Annotated in this window: 21 protein-coding genes; all 21 read right to left on the bottom strand. The window is 37.8% G+C overall.

The window, feature by feature from the left end:
* Positions 1-76 precede the first annotated feature (76 nt).
* The 21 genes from sucD to recG all read right to left on the bottom strand — a co-directional run bounded on the left by sucD (position 77) and on the right by recG (position 20,289).
* Positions 77-979: a succinate--CoA ligase subunit alpha gene (gene sucD / locus ABH961_RS13315; protein WP_000115178.1), complete on the bottom strand. Its 903-nt coding sequence runs from the start codon at positions 977-979 to the stop codon at positions 77-79.
* A 19-nt stretch (positions 980-998) separates the two neighbouring features.
* Positions 999-2,159: an ADP-forming succinate--CoA ligase subunit beta gene (gene sucC, locus ABH961_RS13310; RefSeq protein ID WP_001020778.1), complete on the bottom strand. Its 1,161-nt coding sequence runs from the start codon at positions 2,157-2,159 to the stop codon at positions 999-1,001.
* Positions 2,160-2,353: 194 nt separating this feature from the next.
* Positions 2,354-3,127: a ribonuclease HII gene (locus tag ABH961_RS13305; protein ID WP_048546004.1), complete on the bottom strand. Its 774-nt coding sequence runs from the start codon at positions 3,125-3,127 to the stop codon at positions 2,354-2,356.
* A 52-nt stretch (positions 3,128-3,179) separates the two neighbouring features.
* A complete protein-coding gene (gene ylqF, locus ABH961_RS13300; RefSeq protein ID WP_048546006.1) occupies positions 3,180-4,070 on the bottom strand; it encodes a ribosome biogenesis GTPase YlqF in 891 nt (296 codons plus the stop codon).
* A 20-nt stretch (positions 4,071-4,090) separates the two neighbouring features.
* A complete protein-coding gene (gene lepB / locus ABH961_RS13295; protein WP_000711857.1) occupies positions 4,091-4,642 on the bottom strand; it encodes a signal peptidase I in 552 nt (183 codons plus the stop codon).
* A gap of 101 nt (positions 4,643-4,743) precedes the next feature.
* Positions 4,744-5,088: a 50S ribosomal protein L19 gene (gene rplS / locus ABH961_RS13290; RefSeq protein ID WP_001186518.1), complete on the bottom strand. Its 345-nt coding sequence runs from the start codon at positions 5,086-5,088 to the stop codon at positions 4,744-4,746.
* Between the two features lie 146 nt (positions 5,089-5,234).
* Positions 5,235-5,969: a tRNA (guanosine(37)-N1)-methyltransferase TrmD gene (gene trmD, locus ABH961_RS13285; RefSeq protein ID WP_404519494.1), complete on the bottom strand. Its 735-nt coding sequence runs from the start codon at positions 5,967-5,969 to the stop codon at positions 5,235-5,237.
* A complete protein-coding gene (rimM, locus tag ABH961_RS13280) occupies positions 5,969-6,484 on the bottom strand; it encodes a ribosome maturation factor RimM (protein ID WP_048546010.1) in 516 nt (171 codons plus the stop codon). Before rimM ends, trmD begins: the two co-directional genes overlap by 1 nt.
* A 121-nt stretch (positions 6,485-6,605) precedes the next feature.
* Complete coding sequence (locus ABH961_RS13275) at positions 6,606-6,833, bottom strand: KH domain-containing protein (protein ID WP_000737397.1); 228 nt, start codon at positions 6,831-6,833, stop codon at positions 6,606-6,608.
* A gap of 14 nt (positions 6,834-6,847) precedes the next feature.
* Entirely contained in the window at positions 6,848-7,120 is a 273-nt protein-coding gene (rpsP, locus tag ABH961_RS13270; protein WP_000268750.1) for a 30S ribosomal protein S16, read from the bottom strand.
* A gap of 100 nt (positions 7,121-7,220) precedes the next feature.
* Complete coding sequence (ffh, locus tag ABH961_RS13265) at positions 7,221-8,570, bottom strand: signal recognition particle protein (protein ID WP_048546014.1); 1,350 nt, start codon at positions 8,568-8,570, stop codon at positions 7,221-7,223.
* A 12-nt stretch (positions 8,571-8,582) separates the two neighbouring features.
* A complete protein-coding gene (locus tag ABH961_RS13260) occupies positions 8,583-8,915 on the bottom strand; it encodes a putative DNA-binding protein (RefSeq protein WP_000891061.1) in 333 nt (110 codons plus the stop codon).
* Between the two features lie 139 nt (positions 8,916-9,054).
* Entirely contained in the window at positions 9,055-10,038 is a 984-nt protein-coding gene (ftsY, locus tag ABH961_RS13255) for a signal recognition particle-docking protein FtsY (RefSeq protein ID WP_404519493.1), read from the bottom strand.
* Between the two features lie 15 nt (positions 10,039-10,053).
* Positions 10,054-13,623: a chromosome segregation protein SMC gene (gene smc / locus ABH961_RS13250; protein ID WP_404519491.1), complete on the bottom strand. Its 3,570-nt coding sequence runs from the start codon at positions 13,621-13,623 to the stop codon at positions 10,054-10,056.
* A 147-nt stretch (positions 13,624-13,770) separates the two neighbouring features.
* Positions 13,771-14,508 carry a ribonuclease III gene (rncS, locus tag ABH961_RS13245; RefSeq protein ID WP_001146867.1) on the bottom strand — a complete coding sequence of 246 codons (738 nt, stop codon included), beginning with the start codon at positions 14,506-14,508 and terminating at the stop codon, positions 13,771-13,773.
* Positions 14,509-14,567: 59 nt separating this feature from the next.
* Positions 14,568-14,801: an acyl carrier protein gene (gene acpP, locus ABH961_RS13240; RefSeq protein ID WP_000786062.1), complete on the bottom strand. Its 234-nt coding sequence runs from the start codon at positions 14,799-14,801 to the stop codon at positions 14,568-14,570.
* A gap of 69 nt (positions 14,802-14,870) precedes the next feature.
* Positions 14,871-15,611, bottom strand: a complete 741-nt coding sequence (gene fabG / locus ABH961_RS13235) for a 3-oxoacyl-[acyl-carrier-protein] reductase (protein WP_048546017.1) — start codon at positions 15,609-15,611, stop codon at positions 14,871-14,873.
* Positions 15,611-16,555, bottom strand: a complete 945-nt coding sequence (fabD, locus tag ABH961_RS13230; protein ID WP_098079060.1) for an ACP S-malonyltransferase — start codon at positions 16,553-16,555, stop codon at positions 15,611-15,613. The genes fabG and fabD overlap by 1 nt, the downstream gene beginning before the upstream one ends.
* Positions 16,556-16,569: 14 nt before the next feature.
* Entirely contained in the window at positions 16,570-17,562 is a 993-nt protein-coding gene (gene plsX, locus ABH961_RS13225) for a phosphate acyltransferase PlsX (RefSeq protein WP_098047855.1), read from the bottom strand.
* Positions 17,559-18,152 (bottom strand): transcription factor FapR, encoded by a 594-nt coding sequence (fapR, locus tag ABH961_RS13220; RefSeq protein ID WP_048546022.1) that lies wholly within the window; start codon positions 18,150-18,152, stop codon positions 17,559-17,561. Before fapR ends, plsX begins: the two co-directional genes overlap by 4 nt.
* Positions 18,153-18,240: 88 nt before the next feature.
* Positions 18,241-20,289, bottom strand: coding sequence for an ATP-dependent DNA helicase RecG (recG, locus tag ABH961_RS13215; protein WP_001006889.1), 2,049 nt, complete (start codon positions 20,287-20,289; stop codon positions 18,241-18,243).
* Positions 20,290-20,575: the final 286 nt, after the last annotated feature.

Raw genomic sequence — 20,575 nt, 5'->3', positions numbered from 1 at the left:
TTACCCATAATTTTTATTATGTAAACAAGAATTGCGTAAAAAGACACCTTCAAGCAAGAAGGTGTCTTTCAACAGATTAGTAGTTTTTACAAGTCTCAAATAGACCTTTTTCTTTTAAGACAGAGATTAGTGTTTCACCCATAACGGCTGGAGTTTCCGCTACTTTAATACCACAAGCTTCCATCGTTTTAATCTTTTCAGCAGCAGTTCCTTTACCACCAGAAATGATTGCACCAGCATGGCCCATACGTTTGCCAGCAGGCGCTGTTTGGCCACCAATGAAGCCTACAACAGGTTTTGTCATATTAGCTTTCACCCATTCAGCCGCCTCTTCTTCCGCTGTACCACCAATTTCACCAATCATAATTACAGCATGTGTTTCTTCATCTTCATTAAATGCTTTTAACGCATCTATAAAGTCCGTACCGTTAACTGGGTCCCCGCCGATACCTACAGCAGTAGATTGGCCAATACCTTCTTGTGTTAACTGATGTACAGCCTCATACGTTAATGTACCAGAGCGAGATACGATACCTACATGGCCTTTTTTATGAATGTACCCTGGCATAATACCAATTTTACATTCATCAGGCGTAATAACACCAGGACAGTTTGGTCCAAGTAAACGTGTATGTTTACCCGCCATATATCTCTTTACATTTACCATATCTAATACAGGAATACCTTCAGTAATACATACTACTAAATCGATTTCTGCATCAACTGCTTCCATAATTGCATCAGCCGCAAAAGCGGGTGGAACGTATACAACTGAAGCGTTTGCGCCTGTTGCTTTCACTGCATCTTCTACAGTATCAAATACTGGTACACCTTCAATATCAGTGCCACCTTTACCTGGCGTTACACCACCGACAATTTTCGTACCGTATTCAATCATTTGTTTTGTGTGGAATAAACCTTGAGAACCTGTAATACCTTGAACAATAACTTTTGTATCTTTATTAACTAATACGCTCATTTTTCTCCCCCGCTTTCTATTAGCCCACTAGTGAAACAATTTTTTGTGCACCGTCTGCCATAGATTCTGCTGCAACAATATTTAAGCCAGACTCATTTAAAATTTTCTTACCTAACTCTACGTTTGTACCTTCAAGACGTACAACTAAAGGCAATTCAAGACCTACTTGTTTCGTCGCTTCAATAACACCTTCTGCGATAACATCACACTTCATAATGCCACCAAAAATGTTAACGAAGATACCTTTTACATTTTTGTCAGAAAGGATAATTTTGAATGCTTCTGTAACTTTTTCAGCTGTTGCACCGCCACCAACATCTAAGAAGTTAGCTGGATCGCCATGGTAATGTTTAATGATATCCATTGTAGCCATCGCTAAACCTGCACCATTAACCATACAACCGATATTTCCATCTAAAGGAATGTAGTTTAAGTCATATTTAGAAGCTTCAATTTCTTTTGAATCTTCTTCATCAAGATCACGAAGTTCTAAAATGTCTTTATTGCGATATAAAGCATTAGAATCAAAGTTTAATTTCGCATCTAATGCCATAACTTTACCGTCACCTGTTGTAACAAGTGGATTGATCTCCGCGATAGAGCAATCTTTTTCGATAAACGCACGGTATAAGCCCATCATAAACTTCACAGCTTGTCCTACAAGCTCTTTTGGAATATTGATGTTAAACGCGATTCGGCGCGCTTGGAAGCCTTGTAAGCCTACTGCTGGATCAATATATTCTTTAAAGATCTTTTCAGGTGTTTGCTCTGCTACTTCTTCAATTTCTGTTCCACCTTCTTCAGATGCCATTAAAACAACTTGAGAAGTTGCACGATCTAAAACTAGACCAACATAATATTCTTTTTTAATATCGCAACCTTCTTCGATAAGTAAGCGTTTTACTTCCTTACCTTCAGGACCTGTTTGATGTGTCACAAGTGTAGTTCCTAAAATGCTCTCTGCATATGTACGAACTTCATCTAAATTTTTTGCAACTTTTACTCCGCCAGCTTTGCCGCGTCCACCAGCGTGAATTTGTGCTTTTACTACACATACATCCGTTCCTAATTCTTTCGCTGCTTCTACAGCTTCTTCTACTGTAAATGCAACCTTCCCGTTCGGAACGCTAACCCCATAGCTTTTAAGGACTGCCTTACCTTGGTACTCATGGATATTCATGGTCCCATCCTCCCCTGTTTTCCTGTTTTACTCGAAAAGTTTTTTAATGTTTAAAAAACATTACATTGCCATTGTATAAGATGATTGGCACGCTGTCTACAATAAAGTGTCAGAAAACTGAAATCGCTTTATTCTTTTTTGAAAATAATAATGTTCATATACCAAAATAAAAAAATAAGCTGCATATTCGCAGCTTATTTTTGAATCGTATCTTTAATTGGTGCAAACGATTTACGATGTTCTTCTAATACTCCATGCGCTTCAATCGCTTCTAAATGTTGTTTTGTGCCATATCCCATATGTTGTTCAAATCCGTATGCAGGATACTTTTCTCCAAGCTCTTTCATCATACGATCTCTCGTTACTTTCGCAATAATGGATGCAGCTGAAATAGAAATACTTTTCGCATCACCTTTAATAATGGATGTTTGCGGAATTGGTGTAGGAAGTTTCATCGCATCAATTAATAAATGTTCTGGTGCACAAGATAAATTCGCAACAGCATCTAACATCGCTTGTTTCGTCGCTTGATAAATATTTATCTCATCAATAACTTGTGGTGATACAATTCCAACTCCAATTGCAATTGCTTGTGCTTTAATTTCATCATAAAAACGCTCTCGCTTCGCCTCACTCAGCTTTTTCGAGTCATTTAACCCTGGAATATAAAAATCTTCCGGAAGGACAACAGCTGCCGTCACGACAGGCCCAGCTAGCGGCCCACGCCCTACTTCATCTATACCTGCAATAAATGTGAGCCCTTTTTCACGTAATGCAATCTCATACTTGGACATTTCGAAAAACTTTTCTTTTTCTTTCTGCGCTAACTCTTTTTGTTTATGCCACTTCAAAATGAGCTTTTGTACCCCTTTTCGCTCATCTTTCATTAATATTTGAAAGCGGTCGTCCTCTTCACTCATAATTTTTTGCAGTAAATGTTCCGCTTCTTGAATAGTCACTTTTTGCATTCACGCACACTCCTTTTATATACAAAAAAGAAAAGACGTACAAACGCACGTCTTATACTTCTTCTACTTTTTCAACACCTTCTACTTGCTCCGCAAACTCTTCTGGTGTTTCAAACGTCATTTTCCCAAGTTTCCCACCACGAAGCTCACGAAGTATAAGCTCAGATGTTTTATCGTAATCAATCATTCCGCCGCCCATTAAACAGCCTCTATTTTTTCCAATTGCATCAAATAACTCCACAATATCTTCTGGAATTTCATTTAAATTATATCGATCTTTCAAACGTTCTGGATAATGTTTTTCCATAAAACGTAAAGCGTAAACAGCAACATCTTGTAAATTTAAAATTGAATCTTTAATTGCGCCTGTTGTCGCTAAACGAAGACCCACCAATTGATCTTCAAATTTAGGCCATAAAATACCCGGTGTATCTAACAGTTCCATTTCCTTCCCAACTTTAATCCATTGTTGAGCTGTTGTTACACCAGGACGATCTCCTGTTTTAGCAATATTTTTCTTCGCCAACTTATTAATTAACGTAGATTTACCAACATTCGGTATACCTACAATTAATGCACGAATTGCTCTCGGTCTAATACCTTTTGCAACCATTTTATCAAATTTTTCTTTCACCAACACTTTACAAGCCGCTGCAATTTCCTTCATACCTTGTCCAGCTTGTGCGTTAATTGAAATTGCCATTTGGCCTTTTTCTTTAAAATATGCAATCCATTGCTTTGTTAAACGATCATCTGCCATATCCGCTTTATTTAAAACAACAAGCCTCGGCTTATGTGTAATAATCTCATCGATCATTGGATTTCGAGAAGATAAAGGTAATCGAGCATCTACAAGCTCAATTACAACATCAATTAACTTTAATTTTTCTGTTACTTGGCGTCTAGCCTTTGCCATATGTCCCGGGAACCATTGAATTACCATGTTGCCACCTTCTTTTTCTTTTATTTCACAATACGAGCATCTTTTAACGGCCAATATAGTATATTTGCTTTTCCAATCACTTGGTCCATTGAAATTGTACCAATCGAACGGCTATCTTTACTAAAACGACGATTATCGCCTAAAACAAATAATTGACCTTCTGGAACAGTTTTCTTCCCTGTCATTTCTTCAAGAGTAAAATCATATGTAAGCGGTCCGTCAGCAATTTGTTTTTTTTGCTTGTCTAAATACGGCTCCTCATAAGCCTTTCCGTTAACATATAGTTTATCATTACGATACTCTATTTCATCGCCTGGCAGGCCGATAATGCGCTTAATATAATCTTTATCTTCCGTTGCTCGGAATACGATAATATCAAATCGTTTCGGATCTCCTATGTGATAACCAATTTTATTGACAATCATTCGATCGCGATCATGTAAAGTAGACGCCATCGATACTCCATCTACGAGAATTGGAGCAAAGAAAAACTGTCTAATAACACCCGCTAATACAACAGCAATCAAAATTGCTTTGATCCATTCCCAAAGTGAACTCTTTTCTTTTTTCATGCGTTTCCCCTCCACGATTATGTAAGCTGCTCGTATTATATCAAAATTTTATATAGATTGGAAAAAGGGAGCTTGTGTATTTACAAGCTCCCATACATGTCTTATCGAATTTCTTTAATACGTGCTTTTTTACCGCGAAGGTTACGTAAGTAGTATAACTTAGCACGACGTACTTTACCACGACGAAGTACTTCAAGTTTCGCGATTCTTGGCGTGTGAACTGGGAATGTACGCTCAACACCTACACCGTAAGAAATCTTACGAACTGTGAATGTTTCACTGATTCCGCCACCACGACGTTTAATTACAACACCTTCGAAAAGCTGAATTCTTTCACGAGTTCCCTCAACTACTTTTACGTGTACACGTAAAGTGTCTCCAGGACGGAATGAAGGAAGGTCAGTTTTTAATTGGCCTTGAGTAATTTCTGCGATTAATTGTTGCATATTAAATTCTCTCCTTTAAACAGATGCTCTTATAAAGTCTTAATAAATTACAGCGGAACATCGTTAATACGGCCACTGATTTCAGTAGCACAAGTGTTATAATAGCATATTGCTAGGACTGTTGCAATAGAAAATATATCAAGCCCTTACTTGTCTTCTTTAATTTGTTCTAACCATTTCGCTTCTTGCTTAGATAATTCTCGTTCTTCCAGTAAATCCGGTCTACGCTTGTACGTACGACGTAGTGATTCTTTGTGTCGCCATTCATCAATATTTTTATGATTTCCTGACATTAGTACATCCGGTACCTTCATACCACGAAAATCAGCTGGACGTGTATAATGAGGATGTTCTAATAAACCTGTACTAAACGAATCCTCGACTTGTGAAGCATGATTTCCTAGCACTCCCGGGAGGAGACGCACGACACTATCCGTAATAACCATAGAGGCTAACTCTCCGCCGGTTAATACGTAGTCACCGATAGAAATTTCATCCGTTACGAGATGCTCACGAATTCGTTCATCGTACCCTTCATAATGACCACACACAAAAATAACATGCTCTTCTTCAGCAAGTTCTTCTGCCTTCTTCTGCGTAAAACGCTCTCCTTGTGGACACATTAGGACAACTCTCGGTTTACGTTCTGTTTCCTTCGTTAACTCTTCCACTGCATCAAAGATGGGCTGGGGGGTTAATACCATCCCAGCGCCACCACCATACGGATAATCATCTACGCTATTATGCTTACTCGTTGTATAATCGCGGAAATTGACAACACGAAGCTCTACCGCTTCTTTTTCTTGTGCTTTCTTTAAAATTGAAGATCCAAACACACCCGTAAACATATCTGGAAACAATGTTAAAATGTCAATTTTCATTATAATAGCCCTTCCATTACATGAATGGTTACTAATTTATTCTCAATGTTAACTTGAAGTACAACATCATCAATATAAGGAATTAATAGATCTTGGCCTTTTGGACGTTTAATTACCCAAACATCATTTGCACCAGGAGATAAAATTTCTTTTATTGTTCCTAACGCTTCTCCTTCTTCCGTTACAACATTGCAACCAATAATTTCATGGTAGTAGTATTCGCCTTCAGCTAGTTCACCTAACTGCTCTTCTGGTACTTTTATTAAAGAACCTTTAAACTTCTCTGCTTCATCTACATTATTGTATCCTTCAAATGTTAATAGATCAAATGTCTTATGTTGACGATGAGAAGTTACTTTCACTGGAAGGTAGTCTGTACTTTTCTCATTACTTATGTATAACGTGTTTCCTACTTTATATCGCTCTTCTGGAAAATCAGTACGAGAAATAACACGTATTTCTCCTCTTACGCCATGAGTATTTACAATTTTCCCTACGTTAAACCATTTTGTCATAAATAGTATGTCACCCCTGGTTTCTATATAAATTAAGCATCTCCATTTCACATATGGAACATGCAACTTCTCTTTAAATGTTAAAAAAGGGAGAGGAAATAACTCCTCGCCCTTTTTACGTTTATTGAATTTCCAGTGTTACTTTTTCATCATTATGATGTCCCACTGAATACAAGAGCATTCGAATTGCTTTCGCAACTTTCCCTTGCTTTCCAATGACTTTTCCAACATCCTCAGGATGTACAGTTAATCGATACTTTATCTCTCCGTTGTAAAGTTCCTGTGTAACTTTTACATCTTCAGGATGATCGACAAGAGGCTTGACAATCGTCTCGACTAACTTCTTCATTGTCATTGCCTCAATTACTTACCTTGTTTAGATAAGTGGAATTTCTCCATGATACCTTGGTTAGAGAATAAGTTACGAACTGTATCAGATGGTTTAGCACCATTTCCTAACCATTTTAATGCTGCTTCTTCGTTGATCTTAACTTCAGCTGGTTGAGCAACCGGATTGTAAGTACCGATTTCCTCAATGAAACGTCCGTCACGAGGAGAACGAGAATCTGCAACAACTACACGATAGAAAGGAGTTTTTTTAGCTCCCATACGTTTTAAACGAATTTTAACTGCCATTTATAAAGCACCTCCGAATTTATTTCACACAGATAATTATATTAGCAAAAAGACTATTGCTTTGTAAAGTATTTTTTCTTAACAGAGCCATCTTTTTTCCTTACATGAATGGAAACTTCAATCCACCTAGTCCTTTTTTCTTACCTTTTTGCATTCCCGTCATCGTTTTCATCATCTTTTTCATATCATCAAATTGCTTGATTAAACGATTGATTTCTTGTACCGTTGTACCGCTACCTTTGGCAATGCGCTTTTTGCGACTAGCATTGATTATTTCCGGTTGTTCTCGCTCTAATTTAGTCATAGAACGAATAATTGCCTCAATATGCCCAATTTGTTTTTCATCAACTTGCGCATTTTTCAGACCTTTAATTTTATTTGCACCAGGAAGCATTCCTAACAATTCATCAAGCGGTCCAAGTTGACGCACTTGTCCAAGTTGTTCTAGGAAATCGTCAAGCGTAAACGAAAGCGTACGCATTTTTTGCTCAAGTTCTTTTGCTTTCTCTTCATCAACTGTAGCTTGCGCTTTTTCAATTAATGTTAAGACGTCTCCCATCCCTAAAATACGGGATGCCATACGCTCTGGATGGAACGCTTCAATCGCATCTAGTTTTTCACCCATACCAACAAATTTAATCGGTGTATTTGTTACCGCCTTAATAGATAATGCCGCACCACCGCGCGTATCACCATCTAATTTCGTTAATACAACACCTGTTAAACCTAACTGTTCATGGAAACTTTGTGCAACATTTACCGCGTCTTGTCCCGTCATCGCATCGACAACAAGGAAAATTTCATCCGGTTTCGCAACTTCTTTCACTTTCGCTAATTCATCCATTAGTTCTTCATCAATATGCAGGCGACCTGCTGTATCAATTAAAACATAATCGTGATGATCTTCTTTTGCTTTTGCAATCGCTTGTTTCGCAATTTCAACAGGACTTACTTGATCTCCTAAAGAGAATACAGGCATGTCCAATTGCTTCCCTAATGTTTCAAGCTGTTTAATCGCTGCTGGACGGTAAATATCCGCTGCAACAAGCATTGGTTTACGATTATGCTTTTTACGAAGCAAATTCGCAAGCTTACCTGTCGTCGTTGTTTTACCCGCACCTTGCAGACCAACCATCATTATAACAGTCGGTGGCCTATTAGCAACAGCAATTTTGCTTTGCTCTCCGCCCATAAGTTCTGTAAGTTCTTCCTGTACGACTTTAATTACTTGTTGTCCAGGTGTCAAACTTGTCATTACATCTTGTCCGACAGCACGTTCAGACACACGCTTTACAAAATCTTTTACTACTTTAAAGTTAACGTCCGCTTCTAAAAGAGCTAGACGAACTTCTCTCATCATTTCTTTCACATCGGCTTCAGAAACTTTTCCTTTGCCGCGGATTTTTTGCATTGTCTGTTGAAGTCGGTCGGCTAATCCTTCAAATGCCATATTGCCGCCCTCCTAATCTAATTTTTCGATAGCTTCAACAACTTGTTTCATTTCTTCATTCACATGCTCTTCTTCGCTGATTAGCTGTTTTAGCTTTGCAACAAGTCGCTGTCGCTCTTGAAACTTTTGAAGTAATACTAATTTATCTTCATATTCTTCAAGCATCGCTTCAGTCCGTTTAATGTTATCATACACGGCTTGGCGACTTACATCAAATTCTTCCGCAATTTCACCAAGAGATAAATCATCTAGATAATAAAGCGACATATAACTTCTTTGTTTTTGCGTTAACAACGATTGATAAAAATCAAATAAATAGTTCATTCTCGTTGTTTTCTCGAGCATGTTGGATCATCCTTTGTTAAGTGATTTCCCTTTACATGAATTAGTTTACATGGAGTACAAAAGAGTGTCAAGTTTTTTTCTTAACATCACATATTTTTATAGAAAAAGAAGCGGAAAAGACCGCTTCTTTCACTTACACTTATTCTGTTTCTACTAAGTTCGCAAATAAACCATACACATATTGTTCTGGATCAAACTGCTGCAAGTCATCCATTTGCTCTCCTAATCCAACAAATTTCACTGGTACATCCATTTCGTTACGAATCGCTAATACAATACCACCTTTAGCAGTTCCATCTAACTTCGTTAAAACAATACCAGTAACATTCGTTGCTTCACGGAATGTCTTCGCTTGACTTAAACCGTTTTGTCCTGTTGTTGCATCAATAACAAGTAATACTTCGTGAGGAGCCCCCGGTACTTCACGCTCAATTACACGTTTCACTTTCTCTAACTCTTTCATTAAGTTTACTTTATTTTGTAAGCGTCCTGCTGTGTCACATAGTAATACGTCTACTTTACGTGCTTTCGCGGCTTGTACAGCGTCATACATAACCGCCGCTGGATCAGATCCTGACCCTTGTTTAATCACTTCTACACCAACGCGATCGCCCCATACTTCTAATTGTTCAATCGCTCCTGCGCGGAATGTATCTCCTGCCGCCAATAGGACAGACTTACCTTCTGATTTGAATTTATGTGCTAGTTTACCAATCGTCGTCGTTTTCCCTACACCGTTAACACCGACAAATAAAACAACTGTTAATTGATCCTCTTGCATATTAATTTCGTTACTAAATTCACTGTCGCCTTTGTAAATTCCTACTAACTTTTCTGAAATAACAGCTTGTACTTCTTTTGGATCTTGGATGTTACGACGTTGCACTTCTTCTTTCAATTGATCAATTAATTCCATTACCGTCGAAACTCCGACATCTGCACCAATTAAAATTTCTTCTAATTCCTCAAAGAAATCTTCATCTACTTTACGATAACGATAAACTAAATCATTTACTTTATCTGCAAACGAATTTCTCGTTTTTTCTAATCCATGTTTAAATTTCTCTGTTACCGTATCTGTTTGTTTTGAAATTTTTTCTTTTAATTTTTTAAAAAAACTCATACTGTCCCATCCTTCCTAATTACTTGCAACTAGTTCTTCTCCATCATCCAAACGAACCGAAACAAGTTTAGATACCCCTGACTCTTGCATTGTGACACCGTACAATACGTCAGACTCTTCCATTGTACCTTTTCTATGTGTAATGACAATAAACTGTGTCTCATCACTAAATCTCTTTAAATACTGCGCAAAACGGGCAACATTCGCCTCATCAAGAGCCGCCTCTACCTCATCTAATACACAGAATGGGACTGGGCGCACTTTTAAAATACCGAATAACAGCGCAATCGCTGTTAAAGCACGCTCCCCACCAGAAAGTAAACCTAAGTTTTGCAGTTTCTTCCCTGGCGGTTGCGCTACAATATCAATACCAGTATTTAATAAGTCCTCTGGATTCGTCATGACTAAATCCGCTCTACCGCCTCCAAATAATTCAGAGAATACCGATTGAAACTCCATTCGAATTCCTTCAAACGTAGTAGAAAAACGTTTTTTCATTTCTTCATCCATTTCGGTAATAAGTTGGTGCAATGTCGCTTTCGCTTCTTCTAGGTCATCTTTTTGCTCTAGTAAGAATGTATGACGCTCTGCTACACGCTCATACTCTTCAATTGCCCCTAAGTTCACTGTGCCTAGCTCTTCGATGGATAATTTAATTAGTTTCACCTTTTTACGTGCATCCTCTGCAGGCATCATCATTGTATACTTCAGTTTTGCTGCTTCAAATGAAATCGTATATGTTTCACGTAAATGTTGTAATCTATTTTCTAACTCTACATCAAGTCGGTTTATTTTTACTTCTTGATTTTTCAGCATCTCAAGAATGTATTTATGTTTACCTGTTGTTTCTTTCAGATTACGTTCTAAATGTTCTACTCTCTCTTGTAACGATACGCGTTGTTCACGACGAGAGCGAATTAACTCTGAAGTTTGATTACGATCATATGCTTTCTTCTCAATCATATTCGTAATCTGTTCTTCACCACTTGAATTAGATGTCATTTCTTGTTTTAAGAATGCTAAATCCTCTTTCGTTTTGACAAGCGTTGCATCCGTTTCTTCTTTTTCCTTCGTCAATCGTTCAACTTTTTCTTTTTGATTAGATAAGCGTTGTTGCTTTTCAGCCGCCAACACTTTTAACTCAGTCATTTCTTTTTGCACTTTTTCCTTCGAAGAATGCTGCTCACTTTTTTGTTTTGTTAAAGCGATAATTTTGCTATCTAATTCCGTAATCTCCGCTTGAAGCGTTGCTAAAATCTTTTCTAGCTCTTCTTTACGTCCCTGTATTTTCACTTGATCTTGTAAGAATCCTTCAATCTCTAAATCGTAAATAGATAAACGATCATTAATACGATGTTCTTCTAATTCTAAGCGACTAATTTCTTCTCTTAATTTCTGTTCATCTACACGCTCTACTTCTACACTTTGCCTTAGTTCCCGTATTTTCACTTCTTTTTCTTGAATCTCTTGCTTTACTGCTTTAACAAAGTTTTCTAACTTTGTCGTTTTTTCTTCCATATCAGTTAACTTGTTCGTCCACTCTTCTAGCTCACGTTGACGTCCTAATAAAGAAGATTTCGCCTGTTTTACCGCTCCACCAGTCATAGAACCACCAGGGTTCACTACATCACCTTCGATTGTTACAATGCGATAACGGTATTGCAGTTGTTTCGCCAACTCATTCGCCCCACGTAAATCTTTCGCAACAATAACAGTACCTAATAAATTTGAAACTACATTTTCATATTTATTGTTATATTGCACAAGTTCTGCCGCCACACCTACAAACGATGGGTGTTGATTTACAATACGTAATTGTTCAAATGATAACGATCTACTTTTAATAACAGCTTGCGGTAAAAACGTTGCTCGTCCATGTTTATTTTGTTTTAAAAACGTAATTGCATTACGAGCATGTTCTTCTTTTTGTACGACAATATGCTGCATCGCTGCACCTAGAGCAATTTCCATTGCAATTTCATATTCTTTCGGTACCGTTAGCAGTTCTGCAACAGCACCCTCGATACCTTGCAACCTATCTTCTCTAGCTTTTAATACTTCACGTACCCCTTGATAGAAACCAGAGTAATCCTCTTGCATCTCTTCTAGCATTTCTTTTCGAGAACGTGCCTGTTGTACAAATTGATACGCTTGATACAGTTTTGTTTCATTTTCACTATACTGCGTCTTGCATTTCCCAAGTGCCGCTTCTGTCTTTTGTATATTCGAAAGGATACCAGCTACTTTTTCTTTCACTTGTTCATAACTTTCCACAAGTTTTGTCTTTTTCGCTGTAATTTCCATGCGTATTTCTACATATTTTGCATTTTCTTCATCGAGTCGTTCATTTTTTGAGTTTTGTTGTTTAGATTGTTCTTCAATCATAGATAACTCATTACGATGACTAGCTTGTTGATTTAAAAGTTCAATATAGTCACCTTTTAAATTCTCAATTTGTTCCTCTAAATTGTCAGCAAAAGTTGCAAGCAGTAGCTCATTATCATGCAATTTTGTCTCCAACTCTTTTACTTGATTTACAAATTGCATCAACACTTCTGTACTGGATTCAATTTCACCATCATAACTTGTAGCTTTCTCTGTTAATTCAACAATTAACTGTTCGAGTTGTGCACAATGCGTCGTTGCATTTTGTTTTCTCTCTTTTAATAACTCGCGCTGTCCTTCTAACTTTTCTAGCTCTTTACTAGAAAGAAGCAGCACTTCTTGTAAGGAATCTACAGACTCATCTACTGCTTGTAATTGTCCTCGTAATTCCTCAAGCTCTTCTTCACCTTTTTGTAAATGCGTTGACATTTTAACTTCTTCGTTTTTATTATGCCCAAACTGATTTCGAAGCGCTTCCCATTTCTCATGTAATTCTTCAATTTCATGTACAATAAGCGCCGCTTCTACTTTCTCTAATTCTTCTTTTTTCTCGAGATAATCTTTCGCAATAGAAGCTTGTCTTTCTAAAGGTTCTACTTGACTACTTAATTCGTGAATGATATCTTGTACACGATTTAAGTTTTCTTGTGTGTCTGCTAATTTCACTTCAGCTTTCTTTTTACGAAGTTTGTATTTCAGCACTCCCGCAGCTTCTTCAAATACACCACGACGTTCTTCTGATTTACTACTTAAAATCTCTTCAACTTTCCCCTGGCTAATAATCGAAAAAGCTTCTCTTCCCATACCAGAGTCCATAAATAAATCGATAATATCTTTCAATCTACATGATTGTTTATTAATATAAAAATCACTATCACCAGAACGAGATACACGACGCGTTACACACACCTCATTATATTCAATCGGTAAACGTTGATCTTCATTATTTAAAGTTATTGTTACTTCAGCAACATTAACTGCTCTTCTCGTATCACTGCCTGCAAAAATAATATCCTCCATCTTTGCACCACGTAATGATTTTGCAGATTGTTCACCAAGTACCCAGCGAATCGCATCAGTAATATTACTTTTCCCACTTCCATTAGGTCCTACTACGGAAGTTACACCTGGGACAAAATCAACAGATACACGCTCAGCAAAAGACTTAAACCCTGCTATTTCTAATCTTTTTAAAAACACGAAAGGCCTTCCTCCTATTCTCCGTTGTTATAACTGTTGTCTATACAAAAACAAGCTATTATACGGATTTCCCTTCCTTTTATTCACAAACAAAAAGAAAGTTTCATTCTATGCATAAGGAATCCCCCTCATTCAAAGGGGGATTCCTTATAGTTGTTCTTTTAATTTTTTCAATGCTTCTGCAGCAGCTTGTTGCTCTGCTTCTTTTTTCGACTTACCACTACCAAGACCTAAAGCCACGTTATTTAACGTAACACGTGACACAAATTCTCGATTGTGGGCCGGTCCTTTTTCCTGCAAAATTTGATACTCAATATTGCCACTACCATCACGCTGAATCAACTCTTGTAATTGACTCTTATAATCCATCACATGAGAAAAAGCACCTTCATTAATTTTAGGGTATACAATTTCTTTTAAGAAGCCCCATACTGTTTCTAACCCTTGATCAAGATAAAGGGCACCAATAAACGCTTCAAAGACATCCGCTAATAAAGCTGGTCGTTCACGTCCACCTGTCATTTCCTCACCTTTTCCTAATAAAACAAGGCTACCAAATGACAACTCGTTTGCAAAACGAACAAGAGATGGTTCACATACAATAGCTGCACGTAGTTTCGTTAACTCTCCTTCGCTCATTGTCGGATATTTTTGAAACAGATACTGTGACACAGTAAGTTCCAATACTGCATCTCCAAGGAATTCGAGACGCTCATTGTCTTCATGCGGTTTTTTTCGATGCTCATTCACATACGATGAATGCGTAAATGCTTGAATCAATAATTTTTCATCTGAAAACGTAATACCTATCTCTTCTTGAAATACTTTAAACGCTTCACGATATTTTGTTTCGTATTTTTTTTCTCTATGTTTTCGGTACGGCATAAGTCCCTCCAGATATAAGCCGAGAAGCCCCGCTAAAAAAACGGGACTTCACTTAAGCATTATAGATGACTCTCTATGTAAGTCACAGCATCGCCAACAGTAGCAATCTTTTCAGCATCTTCATCAGAAATTTCCATTTCGAATTCATCTTCCAATTGCATTACAAGTTCTACTACATCTAGGGAGTCTGCACCTAAATCTTCTTTAAAGCTCGCAGCTGGTACTACTTCAGTTTCTTCTACACCTAAACGATCAACGATGATTTTTGTTACACGCTCTAAAACATCTGCCATTCCATTCACCTCCCCTCAAATATTATATTAAATATTGGCCAAAAAAACTAGTTGAAATCAATTCTTTTATTACATTACCATTCCGCCATCAACATTTAACGTTTGCCCTGTAATATATTTGCTTTGATCAGAAGCAAAAAACGTTACAGTATTTGCGATATCTTGCGCTTCACCAAACTGAGCTGCAGGAATTAACTTTAACATTTCGGCTTTTATATTTTCATCTAATATATCCGTCATATCAGTCGCAATAAAACCTGGAGCAATTGCATTTACAGTAATATTACGGCTCGCTAATTCTTTTGCTGATGTTTTTGTTAATCCAATTACACCCGCTTTAGCAGCAACATAGTTTGCTTGTCCTGGATTACCTGTCACTCCAACAACAGAAGCGATATTAATAATACGTCCATGACGCTGGCGCATCATGTATCGAGATACTGCCTTCGTACATAAGAATACACCTTTTAGATTTGTATTAATAACTGTATCCCATTCTTCTTCTTTCATACGCATTAATAAATTATCTTTTGTTACACCTGCATTATTTACAAGAATATCAACTTGTCCAAATGTATCTACAGTTTGTTTCACCATATTTGTAACGTCTTCAGCATTTGCAACATCTGCTCTTACTGCAAGTGCATCCGAACCTAATTTCTTTATTTCATCAACTACTTCATTCGCCTTTTGCTCATTACCAGCATAATTTACTACAACATTTGCCCCTTGTTTCGCTAAATCAATCGCAATCGCACGACCAATTCCACGTGAAGCGCCAGTTACTAATGCTACTTTCCCTTTTAACATCAGTTTTCTCCTCTCAAATTTGAAATGGTATCTTTTAATGTCTCTTCATCGTATATCGCATATGCTTTCACTGATGAATCAATTGACTTCATAAGTCCAGCAAGCACTTTCCCAGGTCCAATCTCAATAAATGTATCTACCCCTTGATTCACCATATTTTCAATGGACGGGTACCATAAGACAGGCGAATAGAGCTGTTCAATTAGCTTTTCTTGAATAAGTGCACCACTTGTAATAACGTCTGCTGTTACATTTGCGATAACAGGAATATTCGTATCTTGAATTGTAATTTCTTTTAAGACACTTTGGAACTTCTCCGCGGCTGGCTTCATAAGCGAAGAGTGGAACGGTCCACTTACCTTAAGCGGAATTGCTCTCTTTGCACCATTTTCTTTCGCTCTTTGAGAAGCAATCTCAACTCCTTGCTTTGTTCCAGAAATCACAATTTGCTTCTTACTATTCATATTAGCGATTTGCACTGCATATCCTTCACTTGTTACTTCTTCTGTAACTTGTTTCAGCATATGTGGATCAGCACCTAAAATAGCCGCCATTGCACCTTCTCCACCAGGAACAGCTTCTTCCATATATTCCCCACGTTTTCTTACAGCATATACAGCGTCTTCAAAAGTTATTGCACCCGCTGCTACAAGAGCGCTATATTCACCTAAACTATGCCCTGCAACAAAGTCTGGTGTAATATCATACTCTTTCAAAGCTGTCAAAATAGCAAAACTCGTTGTTAATAAGGCCGGCTGCGCATTTGTCGTTAACGTAAGCTTTTCCTGCGGCCCTTCAAAAATCACTTCTGAAAGTGAATCTTGCAACACCTCATCTGCTTTCGCAAACACATTTGCAACCTCTTTATTATTCTCCGCTAACTGTTTACCCATTCCAACTGCCTGTGAACCTTGGCCCGGAAAAAGAAATGCTAGTTTTCCCATTTCAAATCCTCCTCTTATTGGAGTGGCTCTTTCTCCATTACGCTTGAAATAGTAGGAATAACTTCTTTCGCTACCATTTCTCTCGTTTGACGAATCGCACTAAATATTGATTGGTCATTGGAAGAACCGTGAGCCTTAATGACTGGAGCTTTCAATCCAAATAATGCCGCTCCTCCATACTCCGAATAATCCATTTTATCTTTTAATACCATAAGTTTTGGCTTTAATACCGCTGCTGCTAATTTGCTCGTAAACGAACTCATTAACTGCTCTTTTAACATAGAAAATAACGCAAGTGCTGTTCCTTCTAATGATTTTAGCGCTACATTCCCTGTAAAACCATCACATACAACAACATCTGCTACACCTTGCAATAAATCTCTTGATTCAACGTTCCCAACAAAATGAATTGGGGCATCCTTAAGCATTGCAAAGACTTGTTTTGAAAGCTCGTTCCCTTTGCCATCTTCTGTTCCAACGTTCAAAAGTCCAACACGAGGATTTTTAATTCCTCTTACTTTCTCAGCGTATACAGATCCCATTACTGCATATTGATATAAATGAATTGGTTTTGCATCAACGTTCGCTCCAACATCTAACATAACAAAACCTTCTCCATCAATCGTTGGCATTGTGGGGGATAAAGCTGGTCGCTCAATTCCTTCCATACGACCTACAACGAACAATCCAGCCGCCATTAAAGCTCCTGTACTACCAGCTGATATACAAGCATCCGCTACGCCGTCTTTCACTTGCTGCGCTGCTAGTACCATTGAGGCTTGTTTTTTTCGTCGAACCGCTCTTACTGGTTCATCTGTCGATTCGATTTTTTCATCTGTATGAAGTATAGTAATTCGTTCTTCACTCGTTAAGTATTGACGAATTTCCTCTTCTTTCCCTACTAACGTAATATGTAAATCAGAATATTCCTTAATAGCTTTCATTGCTCCTAATACGACAGCCTTTGGAGCATGATCGCCGCCCATTGCATCTATTGCGATTTTCATAAGTTGTTACCTTCCTCACTATAATTACTAGATCGATACATTTCAAAAGTGCCTGTAAAAACAAGTTCTTCTCCAACAAAGCTACGCACTTTGACAACGGTCCGTCCTTTATCATTCTCTACATCTTCAACGCGCGCTTTTGCAACAACACGCTCTCCTAATTTTACAGGACGAATGTATCGAATGGTAGACTTTGCAGTTAAAGCTAATTCTTCATCAATAACCGCAACAGCTAGTGAGTTTGCTTGTGCAAACAAATGATGCCCACGGGCAATCTGATTTCTTTTAAATACGTGTTCTACCTTCACTTCAAAGATAGAAATCGCATGTCTATCTAATTCTATATCGATAATTTCTCCGACAACCTCTTCTAACGGTAAAGATTTCACATCTTCTTCATGTTGCTTTGTAGCTACATGTTTAATTCTTTCTCTTAATTCAGGAATAGATAATTCCATACGGTCAAGACGTACGGTTTGTATACTCACTTGAAATTTTTCTGCTAAATCTTCATCCGTAATAAAAGGATTCGTTTCTATTGTTTGTTGTAATAATTGTTGTCTTTCTTTTTTACTTCTTCTTTTTTTCATACCGCACCATCCATTTTTATGACTAGGTACTAACAGTAGTATATAATCATTAAAAGTAGAATGCAACAAAAACTTTCGTTGCCTCCCTTTAATCGAGCTTCTCTCCTTGGAACACACCTGTCCCGTCAAGATAAGTACGCAGCGAAGCATACTGATCATTATGCCAAAACGCTTCTGATTCTACTAGTAACGCCGCATCTTGTCTAGCTGTTTCTAACGCTCGATAATCATGTACCATATCAGCAACCTTGAATTCTGGTAAACCACTTTGCTTACTTCCAAAGAAATCTCCAGGACCTCTTAACTCTAAATCTTTTTCTGACAATACAAATCCATCATTCGTTTCGGTCATAATACGCATTCGCTCTTTTCCCGTTTCCGATTTTGGATCCGCGATTAATAAACAATATGATTGTTCACTACCACGCCCAACACGTCCCCTGAGCTGATGGAGCTGCGATAAACCGAAACGCTCTGCATCATAAATAACCATTACAGTCGCATTCGGTACGTTCACACCTACTTCAACAACTGTTGTCGACACAAGAATTTGCACTTTATTTTCACTAAATTGTCCCATTATCTCTTCTTTTTCTTGAGATGAGAGTCTGCCATGCATTAATCCGACTTGACATTTCCCTTGATAATGATGAGTCAGCATACTATGTAAGTCAATCGCATTTTGTACATCAAGTTTCTCAGATTCTTCAATAAGGGGACAAATAACATATGCTTGTCTTCCTTTTTTTATCTCCTTCTCCACAAAACCGAGAACTCGATCTAACATATCATGTTTTGCCCAGTATGTTTCAATTACCTTTCTACCAGCTGGCATCTCATCGATTATAGAAACATCCATCTCTCCAAATGCAGTAATTGCTAACGTACGCGGAATTGGCGTCGCCGTCATAAATAAAACATCCGGACTTTCACCTTTCTCCCTTAAAACTCGTCGCTGCGCTACACCAAATCGATGTTGTTCATCAGTAATAACGAGACCTAACCTATGAAAGATAACTTCATCTTGAATTAAAGCATGTGTTCCAACAAGGATATCTATTTCTCCTTGTTCTAATTTTGCCAAAATCTCTCGACGCCTTACACCTTTAACAGAACTGGTTAACAATTCAACATTCATACCAAAGTGCGAGAACGTCTCTGCAAGCGATTGATAATGTTGCTCTGCTAAAATTTCTGTAGGAACCATTAAAGCACCTTGATAATGTGCTAACTTCGCTGCATAAAGGCCAATCGCTGCAACGACTGTTTTCCCAGAACCTACATCACCTTGCAACAGACGATTCATCCGATAAGGAGATGTCATATCTTTCATAATTTCATCTACTACCCGACGCTGTGCACCAGTTAATGGAAACGGAAGTGCATCAATAAACTCTTGCAATTCTGCTGAAGGAATTTCTTTTTTCGTCCCTTTCGAATTTTCCCTCTCCATTTTCCGTAATGTTTGCATTTTTAGCTGGAATAAGAAAAACTCCTCATATACAAAACGGCGACGTGCTTGTTTTAAATCTTCCTGTCCTGCTGGAAAATGCAACGCCCGAAGCGCTTCATAACGCGGCAATAATTTATATCGACTTAGCAATCCATCAGGTAACACTTCAACTATAGATTCTCCATACTCCTTGAACGCTTGGGCAATAAAACGGCGCATCTGTTTTACTGTAAGTTTCCCTTTCACTGAGTATACAGGCTCTACTTCTTGTTGACGTACAACTGGTCCAAAATGAAGCTCTGATACCGCAATCGTTTGACGGTGCTGATCCCATTTACCAGTAATCGTTACTGTTTCATTTAAATTTAACTTCTGCTTATAGTACGGCCTATTAAAGCATACAGCTGTAATTAAATAACGACCGACGAGGACACGAACCGTAAGACGAGACTTCTTCTTCCCATAATATTGCAGTAAAGGAGCACTATGAACCTTTCCCTCAACTGTTACACGTTCATCATGCTTTACTTCAGCAAGATCTTTCATCGCATAATCTTCATAACGGTACGGAAAATGTTCTAATAGATGAGAAACTGTATAAATCCCCATCTCGTGTAGTAATTCAGATGTTTCTCCTCCGATTCCCTTTACATCCGTAACAGGAACTTGTACAACTTCATTCAAGATTCTCACGCTCCGTCACATTATTTTCTTTGATTCATTCATACTATTGACATCTGTAATCGCTCTCTTTCACCCTATATATTCTATCATAGGCATTCTTAGAGAAACTACTCAAATCCCTCATAAACAATACGAAAGAAAAGAGCCTCACTATTAGCAGCAAGGCTCTTTTTTATCTTCAATATGCTAGCCTTTTGAATAAAAACTAGTAATAAACTTCATATTACTACTTCTTATCCATTAGCAAGTAAGTAAGTAATCCATTTATTTTCAAAACGAATTTTTT

The organism is Bacillus sp. RC251 (genome assembly GCF_044908765.1).
Lineage (GTDB): Bacteria > Bacillota > Bacilli > Bacillales > Bacillaceae_G > Bacillus_A > Bacillus_A wiedmannii.
Note: the sequence above shows the minus strand (reverse complement) of the source record. Positions and strands in the feature narration are given on the sequence as shown.

Bases quoted from the DNA above. Each gene is read 5' to 3' on its own strand.
- sucD (WP_000115178.1), bottom strand. From the start codon at position 979: ATGAGCGTATTAGTTAATAAAGATACAAAAGTTATTGTTCAAGGTATT.
- sucC (WP_001020778.1), bottom strand. From the start codon at position 2,159: ATGAATATCCATGAGTACCAAGGTAAGGCAGTCCTTAAAAGCTATGGG.
- ABH961_RS13305 (WP_048546004.1), bottom strand. From the start codon at position 3,127: ATGCAAAAAGTGACTATTCAAGAAGCGGAACATTTACTGCAAAAAATT.
- ylqF (WP_048546006.1), bottom strand. From the start codon at position 4,070: ATGGTAATTCAATGGTTCCCGGGACATATGGCAAAGGCTAGACGCCAA.
- lepB (WP_000711857.1), bottom strand. From the start codon at position 4,642: ATGAAAAAAGAAAAGAGTTCACTTTGGGAATGGATCAAAGCAATTTTG.
- rplS (WP_001186518.1), bottom strand. From the start codon at position 5,088: ATGCAACAATTAATCGCAGAAATTACTCAAGGCCAATTAAAAACTGAC.
- trmD (WP_404519494.1), bottom strand. From the start codon at position 5,969: ATGAAAATTGACATTTTAACATTGTTTCCAGATATGTTTACGGGTGTG.
- rimM (WP_048546010.1), bottom strand. From the start codon at position 6,484: ATGACAAAATGGTTTAACGTAGGGAAAATTGTAAATACTCATGGCGTA.
- ABH961_RS13275 (WP_000737397.1), bottom strand. From the start codon at position 6,833: ATGAAGAAGTTAGTCGAGACGATTGTCAAGCCTCTTGTCGATCATCCT.
- rpsP (WP_000268750.1), bottom strand. From the start codon at position 7,120: ATGGCAGTTAAAATTCGTTTAAAACGTATGGGAGCTAAAAAAACTCCT.
- ffh (WP_048546014.1), bottom strand. From the start codon at position 8,570: ATGGCATTTGAAGGATTAGCCGACCGACTTCAACAGACAATGCAAAAA.
- ABH961_RS13260 (WP_000891061.1), bottom strand. From the start codon at position 8,915: ATGCTCGAGAAAACAACGAGAATGAACTATTTATTTGATTTTTATCAA.
- ftsY (WP_404519493.1), bottom strand. From the start codon at position 10,038: ATGAGTTTTTTTAAAAAATTAAAAGAAAAAATTTCAAAACAAACAGAT.
- rncS (WP_001146867.1), bottom strand. From the start codon at position 14,508: ATGCCGTACCGAAAACATAGAGAAAAAAAATACGAAACAAAATATCGT.
- acpP (WP_000786062.1), bottom strand. From the start codon at position 14,801: ATGGCAGATGTTTTAGAGCGTGTAACAAAAATCATCGTTGATCGTTTA.
- fabG (WP_048546017.1), bottom strand. From the start codon at position 15,611: ATGTTAAAAGGGAAAGTAGCATTAGTAACTGGCGCTTCACGTGGAATT.
- fabD (WP_098079060.1), bottom strand. From the start codon at position 16,555: ATGGGAAAACTAGCATTTCTTTTTCCGGGCCAAGGTTCACAGGCAGTT.
- plsX (WP_098047855.1), bottom strand. From the start codon at position 17,562: ATGAAAATCGCAATAGATGCAATGGGCGGCGATCATGCTCCAAAGGCT.
- fapR (WP_048546022.1), bottom strand. From the start codon at position 18,152: ATGAAAAAAAGAAGAAGTAAAAAAGAAAGACAACAATTATTACAACAA.